The following is a 12,735-nucleotide window of genomic DNA, read 5'->3' as shown; positions in this document are numbered from 1 at the left end:
ATCCTTCCCCCACCACCATCACTTCAAAAAACCCGAACAAAATCGAACCGAGTCCGCCTTCGTAGGCCGGGTAAGGCGCAGCCGCCACCCGGCGACAGACAACTACATTGGCGGCAAACGACGCTTCACTGGCGAACTTTTCACAATCGACGTATTACATTGGGCATGCTCTGCCAGCCCGTCCAGCAGCGCATCCAGTTGTTCTATCGATCGCACCACCAGCCTAATCACAAAGCAGTCTTCCCCGGTCACCTTGTCGCTCTCAATACACTCCGGCATCGCCTGTATGTATTTATCCACCTTATGCAACAGCCCCGGCAAAGGCCGCACGCGTACCAGCGCCTGCAGCGTATACCCCAGCGCCGCCAGATTCACCCGTGCGCCATACCCCTGAATCACACCGCGCTCTTCCAGCCGCTTCAGACGCTCTGCCGTGCTGGGTGAGGTCAGCCCGATGCGGCCGCTGAGCACCTTCAACGACATGCGCGCATCCTCAACCAGGCAGGCTAAAATTTGCCGATCGATATCATCAATAAGGTATTCCACTCGTTTCACCTAATTTAAAAATGCAATTAACACCTTCAACCTTATCTCATCCCTGTAAAACCCAACAGCGATTTCCGACAATAGCGTTATTAATCAGGAGGTGAATAATGCGTGATTTACATAAAGGCGTCTGGCAGATGAGTCTGGCGATGTTAATTTCCGGCTCTATCGGCGCGTTTGTTTTGCTCAGCGGTCTGCCGGTGACGGAAGTGGTGTTCTGGCGCTGCCTTATTGGGGCAATAGCGCTTTTCATTTTTATCCGGATAAGTCAAAAGCCCTTTAGCCCCCTCACCCGCACCACGCTGCTGCTGGCGATTCTCGGCGGTGTGGCATTAGTGGTGAACTGGCTGCTGCTCTTCGCAGCCTATGAGCGGATCTCTATTGGTCTTTCGACCGTGGTCTATAACACCCAGCCGTTTATGCTGGTCCTGATGGGGATGTTTTTAGGCGAGCGCGTCAGCGTGGTGAAATGGGGCTGGCTGTTCCTCGCCTTCGGCGGCGTGGTGATACTGCTCTCCAGCGAGCTGACCGGCACCCACGACACTGAATGGCTGGAGGGTATCGGTCTTGCAATGGCCGCGGCTTTCTTCTACGCGCTGACGGCAATCATTGCGCGCAAACTGAAAACAATCGCACCGCAGCATATTGCCTTTATTCAGGTGCTGACGGGCGTCGTGATGCTTATGCCGTTTGCCAGCCGGCCGTCATTTTCCGGTGATTTTCCCTGGCCGATCCTGCTGACGCTCGGCATCGTCCATACCGGCATTATGTATCAGCTGCTCTACAGCGCGATTCAGAAGCTACCTACCCCCATTACCGGCTCCCTGTCGTTTATCTATCCGGTGGTGGCGATCGTTGTCGATAACCTGGTGTTCGGACACTCGCTGAACCTGACGCAGCTGGCGGGCGGCGCGTTGATCCTGTTTGCTGCAGCGGGCAACAACCTGGGCTGGGGCGAAAAAAAACCCCGCGAATGCGGGGTTGGTATCAAGACGCTGAATTAGCGACGGGCACGCACAATCTGGTATTTGCGCGTCAGGTACTCCACCGGCGCGCTCCAGATATGCACCAGACGGGAGAACGGGAACAGCACAAACAGCGTCATCCCCAGCACAAGGTGAACACGGAAGATAAACGCCACGCCCTCCAGGTGCTCAGACGCTCCGCCGTGGAAGGTCACGACGGACTGCGCCCACCCCACCAGCTTCATCATTTCACTGCCGTCCATATGCTGCGCAGAGAATGGAATAGTCAGCAGACCCAGCGCGCACTGCACCATCAGCAGGGAGAGGATCAGGATGTCCGCTGCAGTGGTGGTTGCACGCACGCGCGGGCTGAACAGACGACGTTTCAGCAGCAGCAGGCCACCCACAAGGGTCATCACACCGCAGGTACCACCGGCGATCATCGCCATCTTCTGCTTCACTTCAATCGGCAGCCACGCTTCGTACATCCAGTGCGGCGTCAGCATCCCAAGGAAGTGACCGGCAAAAATCCCCAAAATACCGATGTGGAACAGGTTAGACGCGACGTGCATCCCTTTGCGGTCCAGCATCTGGCTGGAGGCAGCACGCCAGGTGTACTGGCCGTAGTCATAGCGCAGCCAGCTTCCCACCAGGAACACGGTGCCCGCGATATACGGGTAAATGTCAAAGAAGAACATATTCAGGAAGTGCATTAGTGCCGTCCTCCGTTAGAGATATTCAAATATTGCGGGGCAACCGCGTCGGCAAAACGACGCTGGTGAGCGGAGATTTCAGACTCGCCGCAGTTCTGGTCAGCAAAGAATTTCACCTGCTCTTCTTCCCAGACCGCATCCAGCGCTTGCGGGGTATCGTCGCGGGCTTCATCCGCGATTTTCTCCGCCACTTTTTCACTGTCTACAGAGGCGTTCGCCAGCTTCACCAGCAGATCGAACAGTACGGCATAGCGGCTCTCGCGCTGCTGTAGACGCGCGCCGAGCAGCGCAAGAATCGGGGCGATATCCTGCAGACCGCCCAGCGCCTCTTCTTTCGGCAGCTGCGCCAGATACTCCAGGTACAGCGGCAGGTGGTCCGGAAGCTCGCGGCTGTCGAGCTGCAGGCCGTGCTGCTCGTACTGGGCCATCAGGTCCACCATCGCCTGACCGCGGTCGCGGGATTCCCCGTGAACGTGTTCAAACAGCAGCAGCGACGTCGCGCGCCCTCGGTCAAACAGCTGGCTGTAGTCCGCCTGCGCGTCGAGCAGATCGCGTGCCAGCAGATCGCGGAGGAAAACGCCCAGCTTCTGGGCATCCTCTTTATCCAGGTTTTCAGATGACGCGAGTGCATCAAAGAGTTCCTGTTGATGCTGCGCAAGCGCAGCGTCAGGGTACTCGAGCAGGCGCGAAACAATGACGAGTTCGATCATTGGTGCGGCTCCGTTTTGCTGGTCACATCCATCGCGTCGATGCGGCGGCTGTTGAACAGGTTGAATTTACTGTCTGACCCGTGGCAACCGTCGCCAAAGGTAAAGCCACACCCGCTTTTCTCCGGGAAGGCCTCGCGGGCCAGCTCGCGGTGGCTGCTTGGCACCACGAAACGATCTTCGTAGTTAGCGATTGCCAGATAGCGGTACATCTCCTGCGCCTGCGCTTCGGTCAGGCCGACCTCTTCCAGCGCGCGGGTATCGTTAACGCCGTCAACGGTTTCCGCACGTTTGAAGTGACGCATTGCCAGCATACGTTTTAGCGCCAGCAGCACCGGCTGGGTATCTCCGGCGGTCAGCAGGTTTGCCAGGTACTGAACCGGGATACGCAGGCTTTCCACGTCTGGCAGAATACCGTTGCTGCCCAGCTCACCCGCGTCCGCCGCAGACTGAATCGGAGACAGCGGCGGCACGTACCAGACCATCGGCAGGGTGCGGTATTCCGGGTGCAGCGGCAGAGCCAGCTTCCAGTCCATCGCCATTTTGTACACCGGCGACTGCTGTGCGGCGTCGATGACGCTCTGCGGAATGCCGTCTTTCAGCGCCTGCTCAATCACCTTCGGATCGTTCGGATCGAGGAAGACGTCCAGTTGACGCTGATAGAGATCTTTCTCATTCTCGGTGCTTGCGGCATTCTCAATCGCGTCCGCGTCGTACAGCAGCACGCCGAGGTAACGAATACGACCTACGCAGCTCTCGGAGCAGACGGTCGGCATACCGGCTTCGATACGCGGGTAGCAGAAGATGCACTTCTCAGACTTACCGCTCTTCCAGTTGAAGTAGATTTTTTTGTACGGACAGCCGGTGATGCACATGCGCCAGCCGCGGCACTTGTCCTGGTCGATCAGTACGATGCCGTCTTCTTCACGCTTGTAGATGGCACCGCTCGGGCAGGTCGCGACGCACGCCGGGTTCAGGCAGTGTTCGCACAGGCGCGGCAGATACATCATGAAGGTGTTTTCGAACTGGCCGTACATCGCCTTCTGCATGTTCTCGAAGTTCTGGTCTTTGGCGCGCTTTTCGAACTCGCCGCCCAGAATTTCTTCCCAGTTTGGACCGCTGGTAATTTTGTCCATGCGCTGACCAGTGATCAGCGAGCGAGGACGGGCGATCGGCTGGTGTTTGCTTTCCGGCGCGTTGTGCAGGTTCTGGTAGTCGTAATCAAACGGCTCGTAATAGTCCTCAATGCCCGGCAGGTGCGGGTTAGCGAAGATTTTACCCAGCAGCATTGCGCGGTTACCCATGCGCGGCTGCAGCTTGCCGTTGATTTTGCGGATCCAGCCGCCCTTCCACTTCTCCTGGTTTTCCCAGTCGGTCGGGAAGCCGGTGCCCGGCTTGCTTTCCACGTTGTTGAACCAGGCGTACTCCATACCTTCGCGGCTGGTCCAGACGTTTTTACAGGTGACCGAGCAGGTATGACAGCCGATGCATTTATCCAGATTCAGCACCATGCCGACTTGTGAACGAATTTTCATTTTACGCTCTCCTGTACCTGGTCATTACCTTCGCCGTCTAACCAGTTAATATTCTTCATCTTACGTACCACCACGAACTCATCGCGGTTCGATCCTACGGTGCCGTAGTAGTTAAAGCCGTAGGCCAGCTGCGCATAGCCACCGATCATGTGGGTCGGCTTCGGCGTAATACGGGTCACGGAGTTGTGAATACCGCCGCGCTGCTCGGTGATCTCTGAACCCGGCAGGTTCACGATACGTTCCTGCGCGTGATACATCATGGTCATCCCGGCCGGTACGCGCTGGCTCACCACCGCACGCGCCGTCAGGGCGCCGTTGCTGTTGAACACTTCAATCCAGTCGTTATCTTCGATACCCAAGTCTTTGGCGTCCGCTTCGCTCATCCAGACAATCGGACCACCGCGCGACAGGGTAAGCATCAGCAGGTTGTCGCTGTAGGTGGAGTGGATACCCCACTTCTGGTGCGGCGTCAGGAAGTTCAGCGCCTTCTCAGGGTTACCGTTCGATTTCGCGCCCATTACCGCTTTCACGGAGCGGGTGTCGATTGGCGGACGGTACACCAGCAGGCTTTCACCGAAGTCGCGCATCCACTGGTGGTCCTGATACAGTGACTGACGGCCGGAAAGCGTGCGCCATGGGATCAGCTCGTGAACGTTGGTATAACCAGCGTTATAGGACACATGCTCATCTTCCAGACCAGACCAGGTCGGGCTGGAGATAATCTTGCGCGGCTGGGCCTGAATATCGCGGAAGCGGATTTTCTCTTCCTCTTTATTCTTCGCCAGATGCGTGTGGTCGCGACCGGTAAATTCACTCAGGGCCGCCCACGCTTTCACCGCCACGTGGCCGTTGGTTTCCGGTGCCAGAGTCAGGATCATCTCCGCCGCATCAATTGCCGTGTTGAGCATTGGCTGGCCTTTGGCCGGGCCGTCTGCTTTGGTGTAATTGAGCTTGCGCAGCAGGTCCATTTCGCTCTGGGTGTTCCAGGCGATGCCTTTGCCGCCGTTACCGATTTTCTCCATCAGCGGACCAATAGAGGTAAAGCGCTCGTAGGTTGCCGGGTAATCACGTTCAACCGGAATGATGTGCGGCGCGGTCACGCCCGGGATCAGGTCGCATTCGCCTTTTTTCCAGTCCTTCACGTCAAGCGGCTGCGCCAGTTCGGCTGCGGAGTCGTGCTGGATTGGCAGCGTCACCACGTCGGTCTCTTTGCCCAGGTGACCTACGCAGACTTCGGAGAATTTCTTCGCGATGTCTTTGTAAATATCCCAGTCGCTTTTCGATTCCCACGCCGGGTCAACGGCGGCAGACAGAGGGTGAATAAACGGATGCATGTCCGAGGTATTCATGTCGTCTTTTTCGTACCAGGTGGCGGTTGGCAGCACGATATCGGAGTACAGGCAGGTGCTGGACAGACGGAAGTCCAGCGTCACCACCAGATCCAGCTTGCCGTCCAGACCGTTGTCTTTCCACTCCACTTCTTCTGGCTTCACGCCGCCCTGCTTGCCGAGGTCTTTACCCTGAATACCGTTCTCGGTGCCCAGCAGGTATTTCAGCATGTACTCGTGACCTTTACCGGACGAGCCCAGCAGGTTGGAGCGCCAGATGAACAGGTTGCGCGGATGGTTTTTGCCGTTCTCAGGCTGTTCTGCCGCGAAGCGGATGGAGCCTTCCTTGAGCGATTTCACGGTGTAATCCACCGGCGACATGCCCGCTTGCTTCGCCTCTTGTGCAATGCGCAGCGGGTTAGTGCCCAGCTGCGGCGCAGACGGCAGCCAGCCCATGCGTTCAGCGCGCACGTTGAAATCAATCAGGTGGCCGCTGTAGCGGGATTTATCCGCCATCGGCGACAGCAGTTCCTGCGCGGTAACCGTCTCGTAGCGCCACTGGCTGGAGTGGTTATAGAAGTAGGAGGTGCTGTTCATGTGACGTGCCGGACGCTGCCAGTCAAGGGCAAACGCCAGCGGCTGCCAGCCGGTCTGCGGACGCAGTTTTTCCTGGCCCACATAGTGCGCCCAGCCGCCGCCGCTCTGACCGACGCAGCCGCAGAAGATCAGCATGTTGATCAGACCGCGATAGTTCATATCGAGGTGATACCAGTGGTTCAGACCGGCACCCACGATGATCATCGAGCGACCGTGGGTCTTGTCGGCGTTTTCCGCAAACTCGCGGGCGATACGAACGATCTGCGCGCGCGGTACGCCGGTGATCTGCTCCGCCCAGGCCGGGGTGTAGGCCTTCACGTCGTCATAGCTGGTTGCGCAGTTTTCGTCGTTCAGACCGCGCTCCAGGCCGTAGTTCGCCATGGTCAGGTCATAGACGGTGGTGACCAGCGCGGTAGAACCGTCGGCCAGCTGCAGGCGTTTAACCGGCAGCTTGTGCATCAGCACGTTTTTTAGTTCGACCTTGTTGAAGTGCTCGGAACCTTCACCACCAAAGTATGGGAAGCCAACCTCGGCGATCTCGTCCTGGCTGCCCAACATGCTGAGGCGCAGCTCCGTCTCTTCACCGGTGGTGCCGTTGCGCTGCTCAAGGTTCCACTTGCCCTTCTCGCCCCAGCGGAAGCCGATAGAGCCGTTTGGCGCCACCAGCTCGCCGTTGCTGTTATAGGCAACGGTTTTCCACTCAGGGTTGTTTTCCTGGCCCAGCGCGTCCACCAGATCGGCGGCGCGCAGCGTGCGGCCCGCGGCATAGTAGCCCTCACGCTCTTCCAGCATCACCAGCATCGGCATGTCGGTGTAGCGACGCACGTAGTCGGTGAAGTACTGGCTCGGTTTGTCGAGGTGGAATTCGCGCAGCATGACGTGGCCCATCGCCATCGCCATCGCGGCATCGGTACCCTGTTTCGGTGCCAGCCACAGGTCGCACAGCTTGGCGATTTCCGCGTAGTCCGGGGTGACCGCAACGGTTTTTGTCCCTTTGTAGCGTACTTCGGTAAAGAAGTGCGCGTCCGGGGTACGGGTCTGCGGAACGTTAGAGCCCCAGGCGATGATGTAGCTGGAGTTGTACCAGTCGGCGGATTCCGGCACGTCGGTCTGCTCACCCCAGGTCTGCGGAGAGGCAGGCGGCAGGTCACAGTACCAGTCGTAGAAGCTCAGGCAGGTCCCGCCGATAAGCGACAGGTAGCGCGCGCCGGAAGCGTAAGAGACCATCGACATCGCCGGGATTGGCGAGAAGCCCGCCACGCGGTCAGGACCGTAGGTTTTTACGGTATAGACGTTGGAGGCGGCAATCAGCTCGTTCACCTCTTTCCAGGAAGATCGAACGAAACCACCGCGACCGCGCGCCTGCTTGAAGCTTTTCGCTTTGTCGGCATCTTCAATGATAGAGGCCCACGCATCAACCGGGTCGCTGTGCTGCACTTTCGCTTCACGCCACATTTTCATCAGGCGTTTGCGCATCAGCGGGTATTTCAGACGGTTGGCGCTGTAGAGATACCAGGAGTAGCTGGCCCCGCGCGGGCAGCCGCGCGGTTCATGGTTCGGCATATCCGGACGGGTGCGCGGATAGTCGGTCTGCTGCATTTCCCAGGTCACCAGACCGTTTTTAACGAAAATCTTCCAGCTACATGAGCCAGTGCAGTTTACGCCGTGGGTAGAACGGACGACTTTGTCATGCTGCCAGCGCTGGCGGTAACCGTCTTCCCAGTCCCGGTTGGTATCCAGAACCTGGCCGTGCCCATCGGCAAAAGTTTCACCCTTCTGTTTGAAGTAGCGAAACCGGTCCAAAAATTTGCTCATCGGGTATCTCCTGTATGGAGCCTGTGGCTCTCTAAATCGACATTGCTGATTTGCAGCGAAGGTAACGCCCTGAAAGAGGGGGAGAATTGATAACGATCAAGACGAAGAGGGACTGTAAAAGGAGGGGTTAGACCAAATACCACCAAAGCGGTATATTTTTAAAACGAATAAATGAATGATTTATAAAGATATTTATCATTCATCGTACAATAACCCCGGCAAAATTTAACATCTCAGGTATTAAGGGGTAGACATCCCTGCAAAGCGATGGCGATCACGGTGTTACCCGCAGATGACTGCTGTAAAAGCTTTCAGTATGTTGTAACTATTATTCAGTCGAAAAAAAACGCGGCCCGAAGGCCGCGTTAACGGATAATCACACTTACTTATTTTTCTTGGTATTACGGCCATATACCAGCCACGTAATCACGACGCAGGCGATATAGAAGACGAGGAAGACTTTCATGGCGCCAGCCGGAGATCCGGTCAGGTCAAGCGAGATGCCGAACGCTTTCGGAATAAAGAAGCCGCCAATTGCGCCAATAGCCGAGATAAAGCCCAGGGCCGCAGCCGTATCCGTCGCCGCTTCACGCATAGCCTGCTCTTCGCTTCCGCCCTGCGCTTTCACGCGATCCATCGTCAGCTTGCGGAAGATCACGGAGATCATCTGGAAGGTGGAAGCACTCCCCAACCCGGCCGTCAGGAACAGCACCATAAACACGCCGAAGAAGGCAAAGAAGTTACCGCCCTGCCCGTCAGAAGGCAGCGTCAGGAACAGCAGCGCGCAGAAGACTGCCATCACAATAAAGTTCACCAGCGTAACGCGAGTCCCGCCCAGACGGTCAGAGATCATGCCGCCCAGCGAACGCGCCAGTGCGCCAATGAACGGACCGAAGAAGGCGAATTGCAGGATCTGCACGTCCGGGAACTGGGTTTTCGACAGCATGGCAAAGCCCGCTGAGAAGCCGATAAACGAACCGAAGGTAGCCAGATACAGCAGCGCCATCACCCACAGGTGTCCACGCTTCAGCACCGGAAGCTGCTCGCTCAGGGATGCTTTCGACGCGCTCAGATCGTTCATAAAGAACCACGCAGCGAGGGTGAACACCACCAGGAACGGAACCCAAATCCAGGCCGCGTTCTGCAGGTAGAGGGAAGAACCATCCGCCTGCTCAACGCCGCCGCCACCGAAGGCGGCAAAAATAGAAACAGAGATCGCCAGCGGCGCAATCAACTGCATCACGCTTACGCCCATGTTGCCCAGACCGCCGTTAATACCCAGCGCGCCGCCCTGCTTCGCTTTCGGGAAGAAGAAGCTGATGTTCGCCATGCTGGAGGCGAAGTTAGCGCCGGCGAAACCGCACAGCAGGGAGATAATCACGAACACGCTGAACGGCGTGGAGGTATCCTGCACCGCGAAACCTAGCCACACGCAAGGGACGATCATGATGCCCGTACTGAACGCCGTCCAGCGACGTCCACCGAATACCGGGACCATAAACGCGTAAGGGACACGCAGCAGCGCGCCAGACAGCGACGGCAATGCGGTAAGCATAAACAGCTGATCGGTCGTGAACGTAAACCCTACTTTCGGCAGGTTTACCGCGACCGCGCTAAACAACATCCATACGCAAAACGCTAAAAGCAGACACGGAACGGAAATCCACAGATTCCGGCTTGCTACACGATGGCCGCGCTGTTGCCAGAACGCCGGATCCTCTGGACGCCAGTCTGTAATAACGGCACCATTTTCCCTTTCGGGAGCGGATGAGTGACTCATAGACACCTCTGATTCTCGAATGATGCTGCAAACATTAGGGTTTTAGGGCGGCGGTAAGTTGATATAAATCAAAGGAAAAGTGCGGGGATTTGCGGCGCAAAAAAAGGGGTTATCCTTAGTGAGTAGGATAATTCGGTAAAAAAGACGTGGTTTTTCACTGCACTGAAGGTTCCTTGCTACCACCGCTTCTTCACCTATACTCCGTTGGCAATTTAGGGGTAATCCTTTATTGGTATGGGTATACTCCAGGGTATGCACCAGAATAGCGCCATTCCTGCAAGCAGGCCACGTCAGGAGCCCGGCAACTCTATGTTAAAAAGATGTTTATCACCGCTGACTCTCGTCAATCAGCTAGCCCTGATTGTTTTGCTGTCTACCGCCCTTGGCGTGGCCGGCATGGCGATTTCCGGCTGGCTGGTACAAGGGGTACAGGGTAATGCACATGCCATCAACGAGGCAGGTTCTCTACGCATGCAGAGTTATCGTCTGCTGGCGTCGGTCCCCCTGACGCAGGACGATCGGCCCTTAATTGATGAAATGGAGCGCACGGCCTTCAGCCCCGAACTGGAAAACGCCGCCATTCGCGCCGGCCAGCAGTCCCAGCTGAAAGCCCTGCAGGGCTACTGGCACACCCAGCTGGAACCCGGTCTGAAACAGGCGCGCAGCACCGAAACCGTTGCGCAGGACGTAGCGGGTTTCGTCTCCCGCATTGACGCGCTGGTCTCCTCTTTCGACCAAACCACCGAATTACGCATCGACCGGGTGGTAATGGTACACCGTGCCATGGCGCTGTTTATGGGCCTGCTGCTGATCTTCACCATTATCTGGCTCCGGGCGCGGCTGCTGAATCCCTGGAAACAGCTGCTGGCGATGGCGCGCGCCGTAACGAACAGAGATTTTACCCAGCGCACGCACATCAGCGGCCGCAACGAGATGGCCATGCTCGGCCAGGCGCTGAACACCATGTCGGCGGAGCTCTCCGAAAGCTACGCGGTGCTGGAGCAGCGCGTGCAGGAAAAAACCGCCGGGCTGGAGCAGAAAAATGAGATCCTCTCCTTCCTGTGGCAAGCCAACCGTCGGCTGCACATGCAAGTGCCGCTATGTGAACGCCTTTCGCCGGTGCTTAACGGCCTGCAAAATCTGACCCTGCTGCATGACCTGGAGCTGCGGGTTTACGATGTGGAAGATGAAGATAATCATCAGGAGTTTACCTGTCAGTCCGACATGTCCTGCGATGATAAAGGCTGCCACCTGTGCCCGCGCGGCCTGCCGCTGCAGGCTTCTGGCGGCACTACCCTGAAGTGGCGGCTGACGGACAGCCACACCCAGTACGGTATTCTGCTGGCCACCCTGCCAGCCGGACGTCATCTGAGCCACGACCAGCAGCAGCTGGTAGACACCCTGGTTGAACAGCTAACGGCCACGCTGGCGCTCGACAGGCACCAGGAAAAACAGCAGCAGCTGATCGTCATGGAAGAGCGCGCGACCATCGCCCGCGAGCTCCACGACTCTATCGCCCAGTCGCTCTCCTGTATGAAAATGCAGGTGAGCTGCCTGCAGATGCAGGACGCGGAAATGCCGGAAAGCAACAAACAGCTGCTGAGCCAGATCCGCAACGAGCTGAACACCTCCTGGATACAGCTGCGCGAGCTGCTGACCACCTTCCGCCTGCAGCTGACCGAGCCGGGGCTGCGCCCGGCGCTGGAATCCAGCTGCCAGGAATTTAGTGCCCGGCTTGGCTTCCCGGTGAAGCTGGATTACCAGCTGCCGCCGCGGTTTGTCCCTTCCCATCAGGCGATTCATCTGCTGCAGATCGCCCGCGAAGCGCTGAGCAACGTGCTCAAACACGCTGAAGCGACGGCGGTTACGGTTACCGTCAGCCAGCACGCTAATCAGGTCAGGCTGACGGTTCACGACAACGGTCGCGGCGTGCCGGAAAATGCCGAACGCACTAACCACTATGGTTTAATCATTATGCGAGACCGCGCCCAAAGCCTGCGCGGTGATTGCCAGGTTCGACGGAGAGAGACGGGTGGCACGGAAGTTGTGGTCACCTTTATTCCCGAAAAACCGCTTACAACTGCTCAAGGAGAAACCCATGACTAATCAGGAACCGGCATCCATCCTGTTGATCGACGACCATCCGATGCTGCGTACTGGCGTAAAACAGCTGGTCAGCATGGCACCCGACATTACCGTGGTGGGCGAAGCCAGCAACGGTGAACAGGGTATTGAGCTGGCCGAATCCCTCGATCCGGATCTGATCCTGCTCGATCTCAACATGCCCGGCATGAACGGTCTGGAAACCCTCGACAAGTTGCGCGAGAAATCCCTTTCCGGTCGCGTGGTGGTCTTTAGCGTCTCCAACCACGAAGAGGATGTGGTCACGGCGCTGAAGCGCGGCGCGGATGGCTATCTGCTGAAGGATATGGAGCCAGAAGACCTGCTGAAGGCGCTGCAGCAGGCCGCCGCAGGCGAGATGGTGCTGAGCGAGGCCCTGACGCCGGTGCTGGCCGCCAGCCTGCGGGCGAACCGCGCCACCTCTGACCGCGACGTCAGCCAGTTAACCCCGCGCGAACGCGATATTCTGAAGCTGATTGCCCAGGGCCTGCCGAACAAAATGATCGCCCGCCGCCTGGATATCACCGAAAGCACGGTTAAAGTGCACGTGAAGCATATGCTCAAGAAAATGAAGCTAAAATCCCGCGTTGAAGCCGCGGTGTGGGTCCATCAGGAACGTATTTTTTAA

Annotated in this window: 9 protein-coding genes; 3 read left to right on the top strand and 6 right to left on the bottom strand. The window is 57.6% G+C overall.

Annotated features, from left to right (window positions below):
- Positions 1-102: 102 nt before the first annotated feature.
- Positions 103-546: an Lrp/AsnC family transcriptional regulator gene (locus IM273_RS13860; RefSeq protein WP_041909598.1), complete on the bottom strand. Its 444-nt coding sequence runs from the start codon at positions 544-546 to the stop codon at positions 103-105.
- Between the two features lie 107 nt (positions 547-653).
- Between IM273_RS13860 and IM273_RS13855 the strand changes: the two genes are divergently transcribed.
- The gene (locus IM273_RS13855) at positions 654-1,550 is read left to right on the top strand and encodes a DMT family transporter (RefSeq protein WP_028013441.1); all 897 of its coding nucleotides are present in this window, start codon (positions 654-656) and stop codon (positions 1,548-1,550) included.
- Here the strand turns inward: IM273_RS13855 and narI are convergent.
- The 5 genes from narI to IM273_RS13830 all read right to left on the bottom strand — a co-directional run bounded on the left by narI (position 1,547) and on the right by IM273_RS13830 (position 9,986).
- Positions 1,547-2,224: a respiratory nitrate reductase subunit gamma gene (gene narI / locus IM273_RS13850; protein ID WP_193051685.1), complete on the bottom strand. Its 678-nt coding sequence runs from the start codon at positions 2,222-2,224 to the stop codon at positions 1,547-1,549. The genes IM273_RS13855 and narI overlap by 4 nt on opposite strands.
- Positions 2,224-2,934: a nitrate reductase molybdenum cofactor assembly chaperone gene (gene narJ / locus IM273_RS13845; RefSeq protein WP_193051684.1), complete on the bottom strand. Its 711-nt coding sequence runs from the start codon at positions 2,932-2,934 to the stop codon at positions 2,224-2,226. The genes narI and narJ overlap by 1 nt, the downstream gene beginning before the upstream one ends.
- On the bottom strand, positions 2,931-4,466 hold the full coding sequence (gene narH, locus IM273_RS13840) for a nitrate reductase subunit beta (RefSeq protein WP_028013444.1): 1,536 nt from the start codon (positions 4,464-4,466) through the stop codon (positions 2,931-2,933). Before narH ends, narJ begins: the two co-directional genes overlap by 4 nt.
- Complete coding sequence (locus IM273_RS13835) at positions 4,463-8,206, bottom strand: nitrate reductase subunit alpha (protein WP_193051683.1); 3,744 nt, start codon at positions 8,204-8,206, stop codon at positions 4,463-4,465. Before IM273_RS13835 ends, narH begins: the two co-directional genes overlap by 4 nt.
- A 382-nt stretch (positions 8,207-8,588) precedes the next feature.
- Positions 8,589-9,986: a NarK family nitrate/nitrite MFS transporter gene (locus IM273_RS13830; protein WP_047364940.1), complete on the bottom strand. Its 1,398-nt coding sequence runs from the start codon at positions 9,984-9,986 to the stop codon at positions 8,589-8,591.
- Positions 9,987-10,295: 309 nt separating this feature from the next.
- Here IM273_RS13830 and narX point away from each other — a divergent pair, with 309 nt between their 5' ends.
- Together narX and narL are read left to right on the top strand one after the other, a co-directional pair.
- Entirely contained in the window at positions 10,296-12,092 is a 1,797-nt protein-coding gene (gene narX, locus IM273_RS13825; protein WP_069732828.1) for a nitrate/nitrite two-component system sensor histidine kinase NarX, read from the top strand.
- Positions 12,085-12,735 carry a two-component system response regulator NarL gene (gene narL, locus IM273_RS13820; RefSeq protein ID WP_003856701.1) on the top strand — a complete coding sequence of 217 codons (651 nt, stop codon included), beginning with the start codon at positions 12,085-12,087 and terminating at the stop codon, positions 12,733-12,735. Before narX ends, narL begins: the two co-directional genes overlap by 8 nt.

It is taken from the genome of Enterobacter cloacae complex sp. P13B (genome assembly GCF_014895915.1).
Classification (GTDB): Bacteria; Pseudomonadota; Gammaproteobacteria; order Enterobacterales; family Enterobacteriaceae; genus Enterobacter; species Enterobacter bugandensis.
Note: the sequence above shows the minus strand (reverse complement) of the source record. Positions and strands in the feature narration are given on the sequence as shown.

Bases quoted from the DNA above. Each gene is read 5' to 3' on its own strand.
- IM273_RS13835 (WP_193051683.1), bottom strand. From the start codon at position 8,206: ATGAGCAAATTTTTGGACCGGTTTCGCTACTTCAAACAGAAGGGTGAA.
- narL (WP_003856701.1), top strand. From the start codon at position 12,085: ATGACTAATCAGGAACCGGCATCCATCCTGTTGATCGACGACCATCCG.
- narI (WP_193051685.1), bottom strand. From the start codon at position 2,224: ATGCACTTCCTGAATATGTTCTTCTTTGACATTTACCCGTATATCGCG.
- narH (WP_028013444.1), bottom strand. From the start codon at position 4,466: ATGAAAATTCGTTCACAAGTCGGCATGGTGCTGAATCTGGATAAATGC.
- narX (WP_069732828.1), top strand. From the start codon at position 10,296: ATGTTAAAAAGATGTTTATCACCGCTGACTCTCGTCAATCAGCTAGCC.
- IM273_RS13855 (WP_028013441.1), top strand. From the start codon at position 654: ATGCGTGATTTACATAAAGGCGTCTGGCAGATGAGTCTGGCGATGTTA.
- narJ (WP_193051684.1), bottom strand. From the start codon at position 2,934: ATGATCGAACTCGTCATTGTTTCGCGCCTGCTCGAGTACCCTGACGCT.
- IM273_RS13830 (WP_047364940.1), bottom strand. From the start codon at position 9,986: ATGAGTCACTCATCCGCTCCCGAAAGGGAAAATGGTGCCGTTATTACA.